Origin of the sequence: Agromyces bauzanensis (genome assembly GCF_014645655.1) — a bacterium.
GTDB lineage: Bacteria > Actinomycetota > Actinomycetes > Actinomycetales > Microbacteriaceae > Agromyces > Agromyces bauzanensis.
Genome location: NZ_BMMD01000002.1, coordinates 11,990 through 30,614, shown reverse-complemented (window position 1 = coordinate 30,614; position 18,625 = coordinate 11,990). Strand labels below are relative to the sequence as shown.

Sequence of the window (18,625 nt, the reverse complement as noted above, 5' to 3'; positions counted from 1 at the left end):
ACGGCGCGGGCGGCCCCGTCCAGCGACCACCGCACACCTTCCGACGCAGTAAGGCAGCCATGACCGACCACCCGGTGCTCAGCCTCGAGCACGTCGGCCTCCGCATCGGCGGCGCACGCATCCTGAACGACGTGTCGCTCGACGTCCCGGCGGGCGAGATGCTCGGCGTGATCGGCCCCAACGGCGCCGGCAAGACGACGCTCTTCAACGTCGTCTCCGGCATCATCCGCCCGACCGAGGGACGCGTGCTGCTCGACGGGCAGGACGTCTCCCACGTTGCCATCCACCACCGGGCGGCGGCCGGTCTCGGCCGCACCTTCCAGACCTCGAGCCTCTTCCAGGCGCTCAGCGTGGTCGAGAACGTGCGGATGGTCGCCCAGGCGCACGCCGGCGGCGCGACGAGCGTCTTCCGAACGCCACGACGCACGGATGCGGCGACCACACGCGCCCTCGAGACGCTCGCCGAGGTCGGCCTCGAGCACCGTGCCGACGCCGTGGCGTCCGGTCTCTCGCACGGTGAGAAGCGCAAGCTCGAGATCGCCATGCTCATCGCGATGGAGCCGAAGGTGATCCTCCTCGACGAGCCGATGGCCGGCGTGGGCTCGGCCGACGTGCCCGCGCTCACCGAGGTCATCCGCGGCCTGCATCGCGGCGGCCGCACCGTGCTCATGGTCGAGCACCACATGGAGGTCGTGCTCGGACTCGTCGACCGCGTCGCGGTCATGCACCACGGCGAACTGCTCGCCGTCGACACCCCGGAGGCCGTCATGGCGAACCCCGCCGTGCAATCCGCGTACCTCGGGGAGGCCGTGTGAGCGAGCCGATCCTCCGCGTCGCGGGCCTGTTCGGCCGTATCGGCGGACAGCAGGTCGTCGAGGACGTCTCGTTCGACGTGCCCGCCACTGGTGTCACGGCCCTGCTCGGCCGCAACGGCGTCGGCAAGACCTCGACCATCAAGTCGATCCTCGGCCTCATCGACCGTTCGGGCGGGATGCACCTCGGCGGCACGCGCATCGACCGCATGCCCACCCACCGCATCGTGCAGCTCGGCGTCGGCTACGTCCCCGAGGACCGCGAGGTCTTCGGATCGCTCACGGTCGCCGAGAACCTCCGGCTCGCCGAACGCGACGCCGCACCCCGCCGCGAGTTCATCCAGCGGCTCTTCCCCGACATCCACGACCGCCGCGCGCAGCGCGCCGGTACGCTCTCCGGAGGGCAGCAGCAGATGGTGTCCCTCGCCCGGGCGCTCGTCAACGAGAACCGGCTCCTGCTCGTCGACGAGCCCACCAAGGGACTCGCGCCGCGCATCGTCGACGAGGTCGCCGAGGCGCTGGCCGAGGCGGCCCGCACGGTGCCGATCCTCCTCGTCGAGCAGAACCTGCACGTGATCCGCAGGCTCGCCGAGCGCGTGGTCGTGCTCTCGGGCGGCCGAGTCGTGTTCACGGGCGAGGCATCCGACCTCCTCGACGACGAGGACCGCATCCAGCGCTTCCTCGGCGTGCACGACGCGACCGATCCCCACGACACCGCAGCGGGGAGCACGCGATGAGCACCGTCGTCCTCCTCCTCGTCACGGGCCTCGGACTCGGCGCCCTGTACTTCCTCGTCGCGAGCGGACTCTCGCTCATCTACGGCCTCATGGGCGTGCTGAACTTCGCGCACGGCTCGTTCCTCACCATCGCAGCATTCCTCGGCTGGGAGGTCGGCCGGCGGGTGTCCGACGGCACCTGGTGGGGCCTCGCCCTGTCGGCCATGGTCGGCCTCGCCGTCGGCGCCATCGTGGCGGCGGCAACCGAATACCTGCTCATCCGCCGACTCTACGAGCGGCACATCGAGCAGGCGCTCGTGACCGTGGGCCTCTCGCTGGCGACCGTCGCGCTGTTCGAGGGAATCTGGGGCACCGACCCCATCTACACGCAGAAGCCCGAGTGGCTGGCGCAGACCACCGAGATCCTCGGGGCGAAGATCCCCAACGACCGGTTCCTGCTCATTGCGTGCGCGCTCGTGGTGCTCGGCGGCATCGTGCTGTTCCTTCGGCGCACCAGGTACGGCCTCATCATCCGCGCGGGCGTCGAGAACCGCTCGATGGTCATGGCCCTCGGCATCGACGTTCGCCGCTCGTTCACGATCGTGTTCGCGATCGGCGGCGCGGCAGCCGGACTCGGCGGCGTGCTCGCCTCGGTGTACTACGGCTACGTCTCGGCCCACCTCGGATCGGTGCTGCTCATCTTCGCGTTCATCGTCACCGTCATCGGCGGACTCGGTTCGCTCACGGGCGCGGCCATCGCCTCGGTGCTCGTCGCGGTGCTGCAGCAGTTCGCCAACTTCTACCTCGGCGGCACCGGCGACCTCGTGGTCGTCGTCGCGCTCGCCGCGGTCCTGCTCGTCCGCCCGCGTGGACTGATGGGGAAGGTCGCATGAACCAGCAGCTCACGGATGCCCCGGCACCCGCCCGTCCGTCGGCCCCGGCCCCCGAGGCGTCCGGCCGGCGACCCCTCGTCCTCGCGATCGGCGGCGTCGCGCTGGTCGCCGCCCTCGCGACCCTGCCCCTGCTCGCCATCGAGATCCCGGGCGTGCTGCCCGGGCCCACGTACACGCCGGGCACGCTGCAGCTGCTCGCGTACGCAATGCTCATCGCCGCCCTCGCGCTCAGCTACCGCATGATGTTCGGGCTCGCCGGGCTGCTCTCGTTCGGCCACGCGCTGTTCTTCGCGGCGGGGGCCTACGGGCTCGGCATGACGCTCAACGTCTTCGCCCCGGCCGAGTGGTCGAGCGGGCTCGTGTTCGCCGTCTCGATCGGCGTGACGCTCGTGCTCGGCATCGTGCTCGCGGCGACCGTGGGTGCGCTCGCGCTGCGCGTCACGGGCATCTCGTTCGCGATGGTGACGCTCGCGTTCGCCCAGGCGGGCTCGGTGCTCATCCGCCGGAACCCGGGCAGCGCGACGGGCGGCGACGAGGGACTCTCGCTCGACATCACCAACGTGCCCGAGGGACTCGTCGGGGTCGTGAACACACGCAACCTCTACTGGATGGCCCTCGCCGTACTCGTGTTCGTCTACCTCGTGGTGCTGTGGGTCGAGCGCAGCCGTGCCGGTCACGTCGCCGAGGCCGCGCGTGAGAACGAGCTGCGGGTGCGCGTCATCGGCATCCGCCCCTACTCCGTGAAGCTGCTCATCTTCATCGTCGCGTCCGTGCTCGCGGCGGTCGCGGGCATGGGCTACCTGCTGCTCCAGTCGGGCGCCTCGCCGCGCATCGCGACGGCGGACTTCACACTCACCCTGCTCGTCATCGTGGTGCTCGGCGGAGTGGGGTATCGCTGGGGCGCGATCGTGGGCGGTATCGTCTATACACTGCTCGACCAGCGGCTCACGGCGCTCGCGGGCTCGGACTTCATCGCCGGGCTGCCCGCGGTGCTCCGGGTTCCGTTGAGCGAGCCGCTGTTCATCTTGGGAACGCTGTTCATCCTCGTGGTGCTGTTCCTGCCCGGGGGGATCGCGGGGATCCCGCAGCGCATCCGCTCAGGCCGGAAGCAGCACCCGGTCGAGGCGGAGGAGGCGACGGATGCCTGACGGGCTGCACACGCTGGGCCGCTGGACGCGGGATCGCGCCAGGGCGACCCCCGACCGCATCGCCATCGACGACCGCGGCGTCGTCGTCACCTACCGCGAGCTCGACGCGCGCGCCGAGCGGCTCGCCGCGAGCCTCCGGGCGGCCGGCTACGCCGTCGGCGACCGCATCGCGACGATCACCGGCAACAGCTCCGACCACGTCGTGCTGTTCTTCGCGTGCGCCAAGGCCGGGCTCGTGCTCGTGCCGTTGTCGTGGCGGCTCGCGCCCCGTGAACTCGCGGCCCAGCTCGAGATCGCCGAGCCGGCCCTCCTCCTCGTCGAGAACGAGTTCGAGTCGCTCGCGAGGGCGACGCTTGCTCGGCTCGCACGACGCATCCCGAACGCCCCGCTCGGCACGCACGGCGTCGAAGCAGAGGTGCCGGCCCCAGCGGTCCGCGGACTCGCGGATGTCCCGCCCGAGCGCCGCGAGGTGCACGACGACGACGCGCTGCTCATCATCTTCACCTCGGGAACCACGGCCGTTCCGAAGGGCGCCGTGCTCACGCACGCGAACTGCTTCTGGACGAACCTCTCGTTCTCCCGGATCGCCGGGGTCGGCGCCGGCGACACCGTGCTCGCCGTCATGCCGCAGTACCACGTCGGCGGATGGAACATCACGCCGCTGCTCGCCTGGTGGACGGGCGCGACGGTCGTGCTCGAGCGCACGTTCGACCCCGGCCGCGTGCTGCACCTCATCCAGGAGCGGGGCATCACGACCATGATGGGCGTGCCGGCCAACTACCTGTTCCTCGCGCAGCATCCCGACTTCGATGCGACCGACCTGTCGAGCCTCGCGCACGCGATCGTCGGCGGCGCGCCGATGCCGCCGGCGCTGCTCCGGACCTGGCATGCGCGGGGAGTCGCCCTGACCCAGGGGTACGGGCTCACCGAGGCGTCGCCCAACGTGCTGTGCCTGCCCGACGAGGATGCCCGCACACGCGCCGGCTCGGCCGGCAAGCCCTACCCCCACGTCGACGTCGCGGTCGCAGACCCCGTCACGGGCGAGCACCTTCCGGGCGAGGCCGAGGGCGAGTTGCTCGTGCACGGCCCGTCGGTGTTCCCTGGCTACTTCCGCGACCCGGCCGCCACCGACGCGACCCTCGCGGGTGGCTGGCTCCGCACGGGCGACCTCGTGCGGCGCGACGCCGACGGCTACTTCACGATCGTCGACCGCATCAAGGACATCTACATCTCGGGCGGCGAGGGCGTGGCCCCGGCCGAGGTCGAGGCCGTCCTGATGGGACACCCCGCCGTCGCCGACGTCGCCGTCGTCGGAGTCCCCGACGACCGCTGGGGCGAGGCGGGCGCCGCCTGGGTCGTCGTGCGGCGCGGCCGGGTCACGGATTCCGCTGAGCTCACGGACTTCGCACGCGCCTCGCTCGCCCGCTTCAAGGTGCCCCGGGAGGTGCACTTCGTCGACGAGCTGCCCCGCTCGACCGCGGGCAAGGTGCTGCGGCGCGAGCTCGCGGAGCGGTCGGCCACGCGGGTGGAGGAACGACGATGAGCGCGGCACCCCGCACGGCCCGCGGCGTCGAGACCCGGGCACGCCTGCTCGCGGCCGCCGAGCGCGTGTTCGCCGACCACGGCTACCACGAGGCATCCGTCTCCCGCATCACCGACCGTGCCGGCGTGGGCCAGGGCACGTTCTACCTCTACTTCGACTCCAAGTTCGGCATCTTCAACGAACTCGTCGAGGACCTGAACCACCGGGTGCGGCAGGCCATGAGCGAGGGCGCCCGCGGCGCGACCAGCCGGCTCGAGGCCGAGCGCGCCGGCTTCGCGGCGTTCTTCCGGTTCACGGCCGAGCATCCGGCGCTCTACCGCGTGGTGCGCGAGGCCGAGAGCGTCTCGCCCGAGGCGCTGCGCCTGCACTACACGCGCATCGTCGAGGGGTACATCGATGGACTCCGCGAGGCGGCCGCCGACGGCGAGATCTGGGACATCGACCCGACCGTCGCCGCGTGGGCGCTCATGGGCGTCGGCGAGATGATCGGCATGCGCTGGGTGCTGTGGGGCGACCCCGATGCCGCACCCGGCGGCGACGCCGACCCGACCGCCAGCGGCACCGGCCGCGTTCCCGACCACGTGCTCGACGAGATGATGCGCTTCATCGGAGGAGCCCTCGGGCGACCCGACCTGGCGCAGGGCCCGCGCCCCGCCGCGGAGGAGAAGGAGGAATCGTGACCGATCTGAGTGGACGACGCGCCGTCGTCACCGGCGGCGCCAGCGGTATCGGCGAGGCATGCGCGCGGGCCTTCGCGGCGGCCGGCGCACGCGTGGTCATCGCCGACCTGAACGGCGAGGTGGCAGAGCGCGTCGCGGCGGAGCTCGGCGGCGAGGCCTGGCAGGTCGACCTCGCCGACACCGCTGCGCTCGCCGACCTCGAGCTCGAGGCCGACATCCTCGTGAACAACGCAGGGATCCAACACGTGCGGCCCATCGAGGAGTTCGAGCCCGAGCGGTTCTCGCTCATCCTCCGGCTCATGCTCGAGTCGCCGTTCCTGCTGATCCGGGCCGCACTGCCGGGCATGTACGCGCGCGGCTTCGGCCGGGTCATCAACATCTCGAGCGTGCACGGCATCCGTGCCTCGCCGTTCAAGTCCGCCTATGTCTCGGCCAAGCACGGCCTCGAGGGGCTCTCGAAGGTGACGGCGCTCGAGGGCGGCCCGCACGGCGTCACCTCGAACTGCATCAACCCCGGCTACGTGCGCACGCCGCTCGTCGAGAAGCAGGTCGCCGACCAGGCACGCGTGCACGGCATCCCCGAGTCGGAGGTGCTGCCGAAGGTCATGCTCACCGAGTCGTCGATCAAGCGCCTGGTCGAGCCGGCCGAGGTCGCGAGCCTCGCCCTGTGGCTCGCCGGCCCCGACGCCGGCATGGTGACGGGCGCGAGCTACACCATGGACGGCGGGTGGAGCGCGCGATGACCTACTCGACGTTCTCGGCGCAGCTCGCCGACGGCGCGCTCGCCGGCGGGCAGTGGCGAGCGGATGCCTCCGGCCTGCCGATCCTGGCCGTGCACGGCATCTCCGCCACCCACCGATCGTGGGACGCGCTGGCCGACGCGCTGGCCGATCGCCGCGTGATCGCCGCCGACCTCCGCGGCCGCGGACGCAGCAACACGCTGCCCGGCCCATACGGGCTCGAGCGCCACGCCGACGACCTCGCCGCGGCGCTCGATGCCCTCGAGGTCGACCGCGTCTTCGTGGTCGGCCACTCGATGGGGGCGTTCGTGTCGGTGCGACTCGCCGAGCGCCACCCCGACCGCGTCGCGGGCACCGTGCTCATCGACGGCGGCCTGCCGGTGCCGAACCCCGAGGGCGTCCCGGCCGAGGACCTGCCCGCGGTGCTGCTCGGGCCGGCGCTGGAGCGGCTCTCGATGACGTTCCCCGATCGCGCCGCCTACCTCGCCTTCTGGCGGCGACATCCGGCGCTCGGACCGTACTGGAACGACGCGATCGAGGCGTACGTCCAGTACGACGTCGACGGCGAGGAGCCGGCACTGCGCAGCTCGGCACGCGCCGAGGCCGTGGCCGAGAACGCCGTGCAGCTCGACGGGGCATCGGGCTACGTCGAGGCGCTCGTCGCCCTGCCCGGCCCGGTCGACTTCTTCCGCGCGCCGCGTGGACTGCTCGATGCCGCGCCGCTCTACCCTGAAGCGGTGGTCGCCGAGTGGGCCGGGCGGATGCCGCAGCTGGTCGTGCACGAGGTGCCCGACGTCAACCACTACACGATCGTGATGACGGCCGAGGGAGCGGGGAGCGTGGTTCCGGTGATCCGTGCTCGTCTCGAGGCCGCAGAGATGAAGGAAGGTGCATCGTGACGCTCGACAAAGTCGTCGGGTCCGCCCAGGAGGCGGTCGCCGACATCCCATCGGGGGCGAGCCTCGCCGTAGGCGGGTTCGGCCTGTGCGGCATCCCGATGGTGCTGATCGAGGCGCTCCTCGAGGCCGGGGTCGACGGGCTCTCGGTCGTCTCGAACAACTGCGGCGTCGACGACTGGGGCCTCGGCGTGCTGCTCGCGCAGCAGCGCATCGCCAAGATGACCTCGTCGTACGTGGGCGAGAACAAGGAGTTCGAGCGCCAGTACCTTTCGGGCGAGCTCGAGCTCGAGCTCACCCCGCAGGGCACGCTCGCCGAGAAGCTTCGCGCGGGCGGCAGCGGGATTGCGGCGTTCTTCACGCAGACCGGCGTCGGCACCCAGGTCGCCGAGGGCGGCCTGCCGCGCCGGTATCACCCGGACGGGTCGATCGCGGTCGCGAGCCCGGTCAAGCCAGTGCAGACGTTCGACGCCGGCGGGGTGTCGCGGGAGTTCGTGCTCGAGGAGGCGATCAGCACCGACTTCTCGCTCGTGCACGCGCTTCGCGGCGATCGCTACGGCAACCTCGTGTTCGACAAGTCGGCGCGCAACTTCTCCCCGCTCGCGGCCATGGCGGGGCGGGTGTGCATCGCGCAGGTCGAGGAGATCGTCGAACCGGGCGAGATCGACCCCGATGCCGTGCACCTGCCCGGCATCTACGTCGACCGGGTCGTCGTGGTCGGCCCCGACATCGAGAAGCGGATCGAGCGGCGCACCGTCTCGCCCGAGCGAGCGGCATCCCGCGAGATGCCGGAAGGAGCCTGATCACCATGGCACTGACCCGCCTCGAGATGGCCGCCCGTGCCGCGCAGGAGCTCGCCGACGGTTCGTATGTGAACCTCGGCATCGGGCTGCCCACCCTGGTGCCCAACTACGTGCCAGCGGGCACGACGATCCTCCTGCAGTCGGAGAACGGGATCCTCGGCGTCGGCCCGTACCCGACCGAGGACGAGGTCGACGCCGACCTCATCAACGCCGGCAAGGAGACCGTGACCGTGCTGCCCGGCGCCGCGTACTTCGACTCCGCGACCAGCTTCGGCATGATCCGCGGCGGCAAGATCGACGCCGCCATCCTCGGCGCCATGCAGGTGTCGGCCACGGGCGACCTCGCGAACTGGATGATCCCCGGCAAGATGGTCAAGGGCCCCGGCGGCGCGATGGACCTCGTGCACGGCGCCCGCCGCAGGATCGTGCTCATGGAGCACGTCGCGAAGGACGGCTCGCCCAAGATCGTGAACGAGTGCTCCCTGCCGCTCACCGGCAGGGGGGTCGTCGACCGCATCATCACCGACCTCGCCGTCATCGACATCACGCCCGACGGCCTTCGGCTCGTCGAGCTCGCCCCCGGTGTCACGGTCGACGAGGTCGTCGCCGCCACCGAACCGCCGCTTCTCACGGACTGAACGGAACCACACCATGGTCGACACCATCCTTCCCGGCATCACCGCACGTCGGGTGCAGACCCCGCGCCTCGCCGCGAACGTCCTCGAGCGTCCGTCGGATGCCGCATCGAAGACGGTCCTCTTCGTGCACGGCAACGTCTCGTCGTCGCTGTTCTGGCAGCCGGTGATGCTCGCCCTGCCCGCCGACGTGCGAGCCCTCGCCGCCGACCTCCGCGGCTTCGGCGACAGCGAGACCCTCCCGGTCGACGCCACGCGCGGCGTCCGGGACTTCTCCGACGACGTGGCATCCGTCATCGACACCCTCGGCCTCGGCGCCGTGCACCTGGTCGGCTGGAGCATGGGCGGGGGAGTCGCGATGCAACTGCTCATCGACCGGCCCGAGCTGGTGGCCACGCTCACGTTGCAGGCGCCCGTCTCGCCGTACGGCTTCGGCGGGACCGCGCTCGAGGGGAGCCTGCTGACCGCGGATGCAGCGGGCACGGGCGGTGGGGGTGCGAACCCCGACTTCGTGGCCCGGCTCGCCGCGGGCGACCGCAGCGACGAGGAGAACTCGCCGCGTGCGGTGTACCGGGCGACGTACGTCGCCCCGGGCAAGACGCCGGAGCACGAGGACATCTGGGTCGAGTCGATGCTGACGACGAAGACCGGCGTCGACAACTATCCGGGCGACTCCGCGCCGTCTGAGAACTGGCCCGGGTTCGCGCCGGGTGGCCGCGGCATCCTGAACACCATGGCGCCGACGGTGTTCGACACGACGGGCATCGTCGACGTCGAGCCGAAGCCGCCGGTGCTCTGGGTGCACGGCGCGCAGGACGCGATCGTCGGCGACGCCTCGTTCTTCGACCTGAACCAGCTGGGTGCCCTCGGGATCATCCCCGGATGGCCCGGTGCCGAGGTCGCACCGCCGCAGCCCATGATCGCGCAGACCCGGGCCGTGCTGGAGCGCTACGCCGACCGCGGCGGCTCGTTCACCGAACTCGAGCTCGGTGACTGCGGCCACTCGCCGCACCTCGAGTGCCCCGACGAGTTCCGTGCGGCGCTGCTCGCGCTCATCGAGTCGGGCGACCGCGCGGCGGCCTGACCCCGCCCCTTGTTCCCGTTCGCGCGTCGCGTTCCCGCTGCGCGGGGAACGGCGCGCGCGAACGGAAACATTGCGGGCACCGCTCGGGAGCGCCCCCTGGTTCGGTGACCCCTCCTCCACAGGCTCGCGCAGTAATGGCGGTTGCACGCGAAGAGCACGGCGGTCACCGCTGCACCATGCCGGAGCAGACACTTCCGACATGCCCGGAGCTTCGACATCCCTCATCACCGTCCGCGACCTCCGGCTGCAGGGCGAGGACATCCGATTCTGGAGCACGGATCCGCTCGACCGCCTCCGCCGCGGCGTCTACGTCGACTCGGCTGAGTGGGAGAGCGCAGGATACGAGCAGCGCCACATCTTCGCGATCGATGCGGTCGTGGCCACGAGGCGCGCCCAGCCGGTCATTTCGCACGTGTCCGCGGCGATCCTCTGGGGCATCCCGATCGTGGGTCCGTACCTGCACCACGTGCACCTTGCCGCCTGCGGTCGTTCGCGCGTACGTTCCAAGAACGGCGTGGTGTGGCATCACGAGGCCGTCTCCGACGAGGAGATCGTCGAGCTCGACGACCGGTTCGTGACATCCTACGAACGCACGCTCACCGACGTCGCGCGAATGCTGCCGTTCGCATCCGCCGTCGCCGCACTCGATCACGGATGCCGCGAGCAGACGACCGATCGCGCCGGAAAGCCGATCGCCGGCGTCATTCCCGAGCGGCTCGTCGAGGTGTTCGAAGGGCTCGGCACCGTCGCAGGAATACGGCGGGCACGTGCGTCCCTCGACTTCGTCGACGTGCGATCCGGCTCTCCAGGCGAGTCGATCAGCCGCGCGAACATGCACCTGCTGCACTTCCCGGCGCCCGAACTCCAGATACCGTTCCCCCGCGCCGACGGCGGAGTGGACATCGCAGACTTCGACTGGCCCGCGCACCGGACGTTCGGCGAGTTCGACGGACTCGGCAAGTACCTGAAGCCCGAGTTCATGAACGGGCGCACGGAGCGAGAGGTCGTGCTGGCCGAAAAGGAGCGCGAGAACCGCATTCGCAAGCACCGTCCGTTCGGCGCCCGCTGGGACTGGCGCATCGCGATGGACCCGCACTTGCTACGGGCCGAGCTGATGCAAGCCGGGCTGCGCCCGACGCGCTGAGTCGCACGATGTTTCCGTTCCCGCGCCGCGTGTCCGGTGCGTCGGCAACATTGCGCAGGAACGGCAACAGGGGAAATGGCTCGAGCCAGCGGGGCATCCGATCGTCTCGTGTTTCCGTTCGCGCGCCACGTGTCCGGTGGGCGGGACACGTGGCGCGGGAACGGAAACATGGCGTGGTGACATCCGTTCGATGAGGAAGCGCCCAGCCGGGCGGAAGTAGACTCGTCACGTGCCTGCAGTGAATCTCGGAATGCCAAAAGTCCCTGAGGTCCTGGCCCCGCGACGCAAGTCCCGCCAGATCAAGGTGGGCAAGGTGCTCGTCGGCGGCGACGCCCAGATCAGCGTGCAGTCGATGACGACCACGCCCACGCCGAACATCAACGCGACCCTTCAGCAGATCGCCGAGCTCACGGCGTCGGGCTGTGACATCGTGCGCGTCGCTGTGCCGAGCCGCGACGACGCCGAGGCGCTGCCGATCATCGCGAAGAAGAGCCAGATCCCGGTCATCGCTGACATCCACTTCCAGCCCAACTACGTGTACGCGGCGATCGACGCCGGGTGCGCCGCCGTGCGCGTGAACCCGGGCAACATCCGCAAGTTCGACGACCAGGTCGGCGAGATCGCACGCCGCGCCGCGGAGGCGGGCGTCTCGATCCGCATCGGCGTGAACGCGGGCTCGCTCGACCCCCGGCTGCTCGGGAAGTACGGCAAGGCGACGCCCGAGGCGCTCGTGGAGTCGGCCGTCTGGGAGGCGAGCCTCTTCGAGGAGCACGACTTCCACGACTTCAAGATCTCGGTGAAGCACAACGACCCGATCGTCATGGTGAAGGCCTACCGGCTGCTCGCCGAGCGCGGCGATTGGCCGCTGCACCTCGGCGTGACCGAGGCGGGCCCGAGCTTCCAAGGCACCATCAAGAGCGCCACGGCGTTCGGCATCCTGCTCAGTGAAGGTATCGGCGACACCATCCGCGTCTCGCTTTCGGCGCCTCCGGTCGAGGAGGTCAAGGTCGGCCTGCAGATCCTGCAGTCGCTGAACCTGCGCGAGCGCAGGCTCGAGATCGTCTCCTGCCCCTCCTGCGGGCGCGCTCAGGTCGATGTCTACAAGCTCGCGAACGACGTCACCGATGGGCTCGAGGGCATGACGGTGCCGCTACGGGTCGCGGTCATGGGCTGCGTCGTCAACGGGCCGGGGGAAGCACGCGAGGCCGACCTCGGCGTGGCATCCGGCAACGGCAAGGGCCAGATCTTCGTGAAGGGCGAGGTCATCAAGACCGTGCCCGAGTCCGAGATCGTCGAGACGCTCATCGCCGAGGCGAACCGCATCGCCGCCGAGATGGGGGCGGACGCCCCGGTCGGCTCGCCGCAGGTGCTCACGCCGTAGGCACGCACCTCGACACCGGGCGCTCGCCGACCTCGGCGTGCGTGCTGTCGTCACGGCCGGGCCGGCCATCGATCCGGCAGCGCTCCCGAGCGCGCCGGGTGTCGAGGTGCGTGTCTTCGGCGACCACGGCGAGCTGCTGCGGTCGGCCCGCCTGCTCATTGGTGCATGGCGGCCACGGAACGACGATGCGCGCGCCGGCCGCGGGCGTTCCGGTGCTCGTCGTGCCCATGACCCGTCACGCCGACCATCGTCTCGTCGCCGCGGCGGTCGAGCGGGCAGGCGTCGGCGGGCAGGTCGACAAGGATGCCTCGCCCGCCGGACGGCGGTCGACGCAGACCTGCGCGAGTAGTCTGGGGCGCGTCGGATGCCGGCGGCATCCATTCGCGAAAGGGGACCGCGATGAGCGGAGACGGCACCGAGTACGAGTACCCCGACGAGGCTGGGTATCCCGACGGCACGGGAACGCTGCACGAGGGTGCCGATGACGAGGGCACGGCGATCGAGGACGAGCTCGAGCACTTCGCCATCGAGGACGAGGAAGACGACGACGAGGGCGTCTGAGCGGCCCCCGGCTCCGCGGCCGAGAAACGCGACGGACTCGGGCGGGCCGCGCAACTAGAATCGTCGGGTGCCCACTCGCCTTTCCAACTACTTCCTCCGCACGCTCCGTGAAGACCCCGCCGATGCCGAGGTGGCGAGCCATCGTCTGCTCGTGCGCGCGGGCTACATCCGCCGCCAGGCCCCGGGCGTGTTCGCGTGGTTGCCGATCGGGCTGCGGGTCAAGGCGAAGATCGAGCAGATCATCCGCGAGGAGATGACCGCCGCCGGCGCGCACGAGGTGCATTTCCCGGCGCTCCTGCCCCGAGATCCATACGAGGTCACCAACCGTTGGACCGAGTACGGCGAGGGCGTCTTCCGCCTGCAGGACCGCAAGGGCGCCGACTACCTGCTCGCACCGACGCACGAGGAGGTCTTCACGCTGCTCGTGAAGGACCTGTACTCGTCGTACAAGGACCTGCCGCTCACGATCTACCAGATCCAGGACAAGTACCGCGACGAGGCCCGCCCGCGCGCGGGGCTCCTGCGCGGCCGCGAGTTCACGATGAAGGACGCGTACTCGTTCGACGTCGACGACACGGGCCTCGACGCGAGCTACCAGCTGCAACGCGATGCGTATGAGCGAATCTTCGCCCGGCTCGGCCTCGACTACGTCATCGTGGAGGCGGATGCCGGTGCGATGGGCGGCTCGAAGAGCGAGGAGTTCCTGCACCCGAGCCCCGTCGGTGAGGACACCTTCGTCCGGTCGGCGGGCGGGTACGCCGCGAACGTCGAGGCGTTCCGCACGATCGCGCCCGAGCCGATCCCGTTCGACGGGCTTCCCGCGCCGGTCGTGCTCGACTCGCCGAACACGCCCACGATCGCGACGCTCGTCGACCTGGCGAACGCGGAGTACCCGCGTCCCGACGGCCGACCCTGGACGGCGGCCGACACGCTGAAGAACGTCGTGCTCGCGCTCACCCACCTCGACGGCACGCGCGAGGTCGTGGTGGTGGGCCTGCCCGGCGATCGTGACATCGAGCTGAAGCGCGCGGAGGTGGCCTTCGCCCCGGCCGAGGTCGAAGCTGCGACGGAAGCCGACTTCGCGAAGCATCCGGGACTCGTGAAGGGATACATCGGCCCGTGGTCGCTCGATGGTCCCGTCCTCGGTGCCGAGTCCTCGACCGGCATCCGCTTCTTCGTCGACCCTCGCGTCGTCGACGGCACCGAGTGGATCACCGGGGCCAACCTCGACGAGAAGCACGTGTTCGGGCTCGTCGCCGGTCGTGACTTCACGGCCGACGGCGTCGTCGAGGCGGCCGACGTCCGTGCGGGCGACCCGGCGCCCGACGGATCGGGTCCGGTCGAGCTGGCCCGGGGCGTGGAGATCGGCCACGTGTTCCAGCTCGGTCGCAAGTACGCCGACGCGCTGGGCCTCAAGGTGCTCGACGAGAACGGCAAGCTCGTCACGGTCACGATGGGCTCGTACGGCATCGGCGTCACGCGCATCATGGCGATCATCGCCGAGGGCCACCACGACGACAAGGGCCTCGTGTGGCCCGCGGCGATCGCGCCGTTCGACGTGCACGTGCTCGCCACCGGCAAGGACGAGCGGGTCTTCGAGGCGGCCGAGGAGGTCGTCGCCGACCTCGAGCGCGCGGGATACGAGGTGCTCTACGACGACCGTCCGAAGGTCTCGCCCGGCGTGAAGTTCGGCGACGCCGAGCTCATCGGCGTGCCGAAGATCGTGATCGCCGGCCGCGGCGTCGCCGACGGCGTCGTCGAGGTGTGGGACCGCGCGTCGGGCGATCGCGTCACGATGCCGATCGGCGAGGTCCCGGGTGCGCTGCGCCGCGAGGCACCGTCGGCGTCCGCCGTCGAAGCGGCGGTCTGACCCCGCCGGTCAGAGTCGGGCGTACTTGGCGCGGGCGAAGCAGTACACCCCGTAGATCACGAGCCCGGCGCCCACCAGCCACAGGATGCCCTGCCCGAACGGCAGATCGGCGAGGCTCTTCAACGCCGCGTCGAGTCCACCCGCCTTCTCGGGATCGTGGGTCAGCGCAGCCACCAGGAACAGCACGCCGACGACCGCGATGGCGATGCCCTTCGTGACGTAGCCGACGACGCCGAGGGTGCGAACGCCATCGCCGACCTTGCCGGCCGGCAGCGAGAGCTGCTTCTCGAAGGACCGTCGGATGCCGCGCACGACGAACGCGACACCGACGCCGAGGACCACGAGCCCGATGAGCACGACCAGCGCGATGCCGCCGGGTGCCGCGAGCAGTTGCGCGGTCAGGGTCTCGGTGGACCGGGATGAGTCGGACTGCCCGCCCAGCGCGTAGGTGAGCGCGGTGGCGCCGATCGCGAAGTAGGCGATCGCGGCGCCCAGGTACTTGACGCGCCGACCCCACTTCTTCTTCGTGTCGGGGTCGCGCTCGACGACCGCTTCGCCGATCTGCCACACGCCGAGCGCGAAGAGCCCGAGCGCGATGACCCACAGCACGACGGTGCCGAAGGGCACGCGGGACACCTGCTCCATCGCACCTCCCTGGTCGGCCTCGCCGCCGCCGGCGCCCACCGCGACCGAGACGGCGATGGCTCCGATGATGATGTGCACGATTCCGAGGACCAGGTACCCCACTCGGGCCATGACGCGGAAGGTGGGGGTGTTCTGGGCCGAGCTTGCGACGGCTTTGCTGGTATCCGGGTTCATGAGGCCCACCGTAGCCACGGCGCGATCCGCGCCGCGCCCCCTTGCGAACCTTTCGGAGCCTGTGCTCTGTTGCCGGATCCCCCGTGCCGACGAGCTCTTCACGGTGCCGCTCGAGGGCGCCGACCGCGGTCGCGTGCGGGGGTTCCTCTCGGTGCCGCGCGACGCGGAGACCTGCGGTCCGGTCATCCGCCCTGGCACGGGAGTCCGTTCGGTCGATGGGTCAGGCGGCGGTGCGGCGGTGGGCGGCGAGCTGCTCGAGCACGTCGGCGGCCGTTGCCGCGGCATCCGTCGACCGGAGGCGCCTGCCCAGCCGGCGGCGCACTCGCTGACGCCGTCGTCGGCGAGGAGGGAGGTGGCGGCCTGTGCGATGCGACTGCTGCCCGCCTTGCGCGGGCGTCCGCCTGATCGGGGGGAACCAGGTGGTGCTCAGGCTGAGCAGCACCAGCGGCGGGCGAGCCGGGTCGGGTCGGGCGCGCAGACCGTGCTCGAGGGAGCCGATCCAGGTCTCGCAGGCAGCTTTGCCGGGACGGCTTGCCGCGGGGTCCAGCGACACGCGGTCGCCACGATGCGCGCGGACGCGGCATCCCACAGTCGCAGCGGCTCGGCGCCGCGCAGTCGGGCCAGCGCCCCGACCGGACCGCGAAGGTACGGGCGCTCCAGAATTCGAGGAAGGTGGGGAACAGCACCGCGCCGGGGCGGCGGGGACCCCGGCCGCCCCGGCGCCGCGCACCGACGCGTGGCCGGCAGCCGCGACGACCTCGCGCTGGCGTTCGTGGCTGAGCACGTGCACGTCGTGCCCGCGCTCGGCGAGCCGGTGTGCGATGATCATCGCGGGGCCATGTTGCCCCGCCGTCGACGGTGACGATGGCGGATCCGGTCATGATGCATCCCTTCCGGTCTTGTCGGCGACGGATGCCGCAAGCCGCAGCATCCGTTCGATGGTCTCGTCTCGGCTGCGGCCCTGATCGCGCCGCCAGATCTTCCACACCGACACGTCGGTGGCGGCGACGAGCAGGTCGATCGTCTCGGTGTGCGATGTGTCGGAGAGCGAACCGACGACGTCGGCGAAGGCCGCCTGCACCCACTCGCGGTGCAGGCGCTTGCCGGTGGAGGTGACTCGGGCGGCGAACGGCTCCCAGGCCTCCTGCCCGAGCAGGAGGAGCACCGCGTCGCCGCGGTCCTCGTAGTTGATCGACGAGGGCCGTGATCGTGCCGCGGCGATCGCCCGGGTCGGCCGGCCGGTCGGTGAGCACCGCGGGGAGGGTGCGCAGGCGGGCGGCCTCGAGGAGCCCGTCACGCGACCCGAAGGCGCGAAGGACCGTCTGCACCGAGACGCCGGCGCGCTCCGCGACGGCGGGAAGGGTGCATGCGACGAGCGGCCGTTGGCCGCCGAGGGCGATCGTCGCGTCGAGGATGCGGGAGCGCGTCTGCTCGGCCTGCTCGGCCCGCGCTCGCATGGTGTAGGTGCGCGTCGTGGTTTTCATGTCACCCCCCATTGACGCCGAAATCGGGGATGACGGGCCGCGACATCCGCTAACCTGAATTGTCCGCTCCGAGGGGAAGCGGCTGAGAGCTGAATAGGGGAGGCCGGAGATGGATATCGACCTCAGCGTACTCCGCATGATGGAGCGCGAGAAGGAGATCCCGTTCGACGAACTGGTGCAGATCATCGAGCAGGCGATCCTGATGGCCTACGTGAAGCACACCAACCCCGCCCAGCACGGGCACACGAACCCCAACGGCGCCCGCGCTCACCTCGACCGCAGGACGGGTCACGTCTCGATCTTCGTGCCCGAGCTCGACGAGGAGGGCAACGTCATCGGCGAGGCCGAGGACAGCCCGAGCGACTTCGGGCGCATCGCTGCGTTCGCGGCCAAGCAGGTCATCAACCAGCGCCTCCGCGACCTGGCCGACGACGCGGTGCTGGGCGAGTTCCGCGGGCGCGAGGGCGACATCGTCGCCGGGATCATCCAGCAGGGACCGAATCCCCGCATGGTCCACATCGACCTCGGCACCGTCGAGGCGATCCTGCCGCCCGAGGAGCAGGCGCCCGGCGAGGAGTACCCCCACGGCCAGCGCATCCGCGTCTACGTCACGAGCGTCGCGAAGGGGGCGAAGGGGCCGTCGATCACGGTCTCGCGCACGCACCCCGCGCTCGTGCGCAAGCTGTTCGCGCTCGAGGTTCCCGAGATCGCATCGGGCGTCGTCGAGATCGTCTCGCTCGCCCGCGAAGCGGGCCACCGCACGAAGATCGCCGTGCGCGCGAACCAGCCCGGCGTCAACGCCAAGGGTGCCTGCATCGGCGAGCTCGGCCAGCGCGTTCGCGCCGTGACCGCCGAACTCGGCAACGAGAAGATCGACATCGTCGACTGGAACGACGACCTCGCGACCTTCGTGGCCTCGGCGCTCTCGCCGGCGAAGGTCACCAAGGCGTTCGTCATCGACGAGTCGACTCGCGCCGTGCGCGCGCTCGTGCCCGACTACCAACTGTCGCTGGCGATCGGCAAGGAGGGGCAGAACGCCCGGCTCGCGGCGAAGCTGACCGGGGCGAAGATCGACATCCAGCCCGACTCGGTCCTCGAATCGAACTGAGCCCATCGGAGGCGTCGGCGGGCGCACCGCCCCGGAGGTGTAGGATGGAACCCGTCAGAACGTGCATCGGATGCCGTTCTCGTGCCCCGCGATCCTCGCTTCTGAGGGTCGTCCTCCGGAACTCCCAGGTCGTCGCCGATGCTTCGGCCGTGCTTCCGGGCAGGGGTGCGTGGCTTCATCCGACGCTCGAGTGCTACCGGCTCGCCGTGCGGCGACGCGCCTTCGGACGCGCACTCCGCATCCGCGGCGAGGTGGACACCAGCAATGTAGAGGACAGGCTGAACGGCTAATGGACAACTCATGAGCGG

Annotated in this window: 19 protein-coding genes and 1 pseudogene; 17 read left to right on the top strand and 3 right to left on the bottom strand. The window is 70.8% G+C overall.

Annotated elements, in window-relative coordinates; genetic code table 11:
* Positions 1–59 precede the first annotated feature (59 nt).
* From IEX31_RS02440 to IEX31_RS02370, 15 genes are all read left to right on the top strand, one after another.
* Positions 60–815, top strand: coding sequence for an ABC transporter ATP-binding protein (locus IEX31_RS02440; protein ID WP_188741860.1), 756 nt, complete (start codon positions 60–62; stop codon positions 813–815).
* Complete coding sequence (locus IEX31_RS02435; RefSeq protein ID WP_188741859.1) at positions 812–1,549, top strand: ABC transporter ATP-binding protein; 738 nt, start codon at positions 812–814, stop codon at positions 1,547–1,549. Before IEX31_RS02440 ends, IEX31_RS02435 begins: the two co-directional genes overlap by 4 nt.
* On the top strand, positions 1,546–2,421 hold the full coding sequence (locus tag IEX31_RS02430) for a branched-chain amino acid ABC transporter permease (RefSeq protein ID WP_188741858.1): 876 nt from the start codon (positions 1,546–1,548) through the stop codon (positions 2,419–2,421). The genes IEX31_RS02435 and IEX31_RS02430 overlap by 4 nt, the downstream gene beginning before the upstream one ends.
* Positions 2,418–3,569 carry a branched-chain amino acid ABC transporter permease gene (locus tag IEX31_RS02425; protein WP_188741857.1) on the top strand — a complete coding sequence of 384 codons (1,152 nt, stop codon included), beginning with the start codon at positions 2,418–2,420 and terminating at the stop codon, positions 3,567–3,569. Before IEX31_RS02430 ends, IEX31_RS02425 begins: the two co-directional genes overlap by 4 nt.
* Entirely contained in the window at positions 3,562–5,112 is a 1,551-nt protein-coding gene (locus IEX31_RS02420; RefSeq protein WP_188741856.1) for a class I adenylate-forming enzyme family protein, read from the top strand. The genes IEX31_RS02425 and IEX31_RS02420 overlap by 8 nt, the downstream gene beginning before the upstream one ends.
* Complete coding sequence (locus IEX31_RS02415; protein WP_188741855.1) at positions 5,109–5,792, top strand: TetR/AcrR family transcriptional regulator; 684 nt, start codon at positions 5,109–5,111, stop codon at positions 5,790–5,792. The genes IEX31_RS02420 and IEX31_RS02415 overlap by 4 nt, the downstream gene beginning before the upstream one ends.
* Complete coding sequence (locus tag IEX31_RS02410) at positions 5,789–6,535, top strand: 3-hydroxybutyrate dehydrogenase (RefSeq protein WP_188741854.1); 747 nt, start codon at positions 5,789–5,791, stop codon at positions 6,533–6,535. Before IEX31_RS02415 ends, IEX31_RS02410 begins: the two co-directional genes overlap by 4 nt.
* Positions 6,532–7,431 carry an alpha/beta hydrolase gene (locus IEX31_RS02405; RefSeq protein WP_188741853.1) on the top strand — a complete coding sequence of 300 codons (900 nt, stop codon included), beginning with the start codon at positions 6,532–6,534 and terminating at the stop codon, positions 7,429–7,431. The genes IEX31_RS02410 and IEX31_RS02405 overlap by 4 nt, the downstream gene beginning before the upstream one ends.
* Positions 7,428–8,231 (top strand): CoA transferase subunit A, encoded by an 804-nt coding sequence (locus IEX31_RS02400; RefSeq protein ID WP_188741852.1) that lies wholly within the window; start codon positions 7,428–7,430, stop codon positions 8,229–8,231. The genes IEX31_RS02405 and IEX31_RS02400 overlap by 4 nt, the downstream gene beginning before the upstream one ends.
* A 5-nt stretch (positions 8,232–8,236) precedes the next feature.
* Positions 8,237–8,869 carry a CoA transferase subunit B gene (locus tag IEX31_RS02395; RefSeq protein ID WP_188741851.1) on the top strand — a complete coding sequence of 211 codons (633 nt, stop codon included), beginning with the start codon at positions 8,237–8,239 and terminating at the stop codon, positions 8,867–8,869.
* 13 nt (positions 8,870–8,882) lie between these two features.
* Positions 8,883–9,950, top strand: coding sequence for an alpha/beta hydrolase (locus tag IEX31_RS02390; RefSeq protein ID WP_188741850.1), 1,068 nt, complete (start codon positions 8,883–8,885; stop codon positions 9,948–9,950).
* A gap of 199 nt (positions 9,951–10,149) precedes the next feature.
* Positions 10,150–11,094, top strand: a complete 945-nt coding sequence (locus tag IEX31_RS02385; RefSeq protein ID WP_188741849.1) for a hypothetical protein — start codon at positions 10,150–10,152, stop codon at positions 11,092–11,094.
* Between the two features lie 250 nt (positions 11,095–11,344).
* Complete coding sequence (gene ispG / locus IEX31_RS02380; protein WP_188741848.1) at positions 11,345–12,475, top strand: flavodoxin-dependent (E)-4-hydroxy-3-methylbut-2-enyl-diphosphate synthase; 1,131 nt, start codon at positions 11,345–11,347, stop codon at positions 12,473–12,475.
* Positions 12,476–12,874: 399 nt separating this feature from the next.
* Positions 12,875–13,036: a hypothetical protein gene (locus tag IEX31_RS02375; protein WP_188741847.1), complete on the top strand. Its 162-nt coding sequence runs from the start codon at positions 12,875–12,877 to the stop codon at positions 13,034–13,036.
* Positions 13,037–13,103: 67 nt separating this feature from the next.
* A complete protein-coding gene (locus IEX31_RS02370) occupies positions 13,104–14,906 on the top strand; it encodes a proline--tRNA ligase (RefSeq protein ID WP_188741846.1) in 1,803 nt (600 codons plus the stop codon).
* A gap of 9 nt (positions 14,907–14,915) precedes the next feature.
* On the opposite strand, the gene IEX31_RS02365 is transcribed toward IEX31_RS02370, so the two are convergent.
* From IEX31_RS02365 to IEX31_RS19495, 3 genes and pseudogenes are all read right to left on the bottom strand, one after another.
* Positions 14,916–15,725 carry a DUF1206 domain-containing protein gene (locus IEX31_RS02365; protein ID WP_188741845.1) on the bottom strand — a complete coding sequence of 270 codons (810 nt, stop codon included), beginning with the start codon at positions 15,723–15,725 and terminating at the stop codon, positions 14,916–14,918.
* Between the two features lie 877 nt (positions 15,726–16,602).
* Positions 16,603–17,022, bottom strand: a complete 420-nt coding sequence (locus IEX31_RS18660) for a hypothetical protein (protein ID WP_229662057.1) — start codon at positions 17,020–17,022, stop codon at positions 16,603–16,605.
* Between the two features lie 37 nt (positions 17,023–17,059).
* Positions 17,060–17,182 (bottom strand): annotated as a pseudogene (locus tag IEX31_RS19495) (hypothetical protein); the annotation flags it as partial.
* Positions 17,183–17,318: 136 nt separating this feature from the next.
* Between IEX31_RS19495 and nusA the strand changes: the two are divergent.
* Together nusA and IEX31_RS02350 are read left to right on the top strand one after the other, a co-directional pair.
* Entirely contained in the window at positions 17,319–18,317 is a 999-nt protein-coding gene (gene nusA / locus IEX31_RS02355) for a transcription termination factor NusA (protein WP_188741844.1), read from the top strand.
* 44 nt (positions 18,318–18,361) lie between these two features.
* On the top strand, positions 18,362–18,607 hold the full coding sequence (locus IEX31_RS02350) for a YlxR family protein (protein WP_188741843.1): 246 nt from the start codon (positions 18,362–18,364) through the stop codon (positions 18,605–18,607).
* Positions 18,608–18,625: the final 18 nt, after the last annotated feature.

Excerpts from the sequence above, each read along its gene's own strand:
- IEX31_RS02440 (WP_188741860.1), top strand. The coding sequence starts at position 60 with ATGACCGACCACCCGGTGCTCAGCCTCGAGCACGTCGGCCTCCGCATC.
- IEX31_RS02430 (WP_188741858.1), top strand. The coding sequence starts at position 1,546 with ATGAGCACCGTCGTCCTCCTCCTCGTCACGGGCCTCGGACTCGGCGCC.
- IEX31_RS02425 (WP_188741857.1), top strand. The coding sequence starts at position 2,418 with ATGAACCAGCAGCTCACGGATGCCCCGGCACCCGCCCGTCCGTCGGCC.
- IEX31_RS02420 (WP_188741856.1), top strand. The coding sequence starts at position 3,562 with ATGCCTGACGGGCTGCACACGCTGGGCCGCTGGACGCGGGATCGCGCC.
- IEX31_RS02415 (WP_188741855.1), top strand. The coding sequence starts at position 5,109 with ATGAGCGCGGCACCCCGCACGGCCCGCGGCGTCGAGACCCGGGCACGC.
- IEX31_RS02405 (WP_188741853.1), top strand. The coding sequence starts at position 6,532 with ATGACCTACTCGACGTTCTCGGCGCAGCTCGCCGACGGCGCGCTCGCC.
- IEX31_RS02395 (WP_188741851.1), top strand. The coding sequence starts at position 8,237 with ATGGCACTGACCCGCCTCGAGATGGCCGCCCGTGCCGCGCAGGAGCTC.
- IEX31_RS02390 (WP_188741850.1), top strand. The coding sequence starts at position 8,883 with ATGGTCGACACCATCCTTCCCGGCATCACCGCACGTCGGGTGCAGACC.
- IEX31_RS02385 (WP_188741849.1), top strand. The coding sequence starts at position 10,150 with ATGCCCGGAGCTTCGACATCCCTCATCACCGTCCGCGACCTCCGGCTG.
- ispG (WP_188741848.1), top strand. The coding sequence starts at position 11,345 with ATGCCAAAAGTCCCTGAGGTCCTGGCCCCGCGACGCAAGTCCCGCCAG.
- IEX31_RS02375 (WP_188741847.1), top strand. The coding sequence starts at position 12,875 with ATGAGCGGAGACGGCACCGAGTACGAGTACCCCGACGAGGCTGGGTAT.
- IEX31_RS02365 (WP_188741845.1), bottom strand. The coding sequence starts at position 15,725 with ATGAACCCGGATACCAGCAAAGCCGTCGCAAGCTCGGCCCAGAACACC.
- nusA (WP_188741844.1), top strand. The coding sequence starts at position 17,319 with ATGGATATCGACCTCAGCGTACTCCGCATGATGGAGCGCGAGAAGGAG.
- IEX31_RS02350 (WP_188741843.1), top strand. The coding sequence starts at position 18,362 with ATGGAACCCGTCAGAACGTGCATCGGATGCCGTTCTCGTGCCCCGCGA.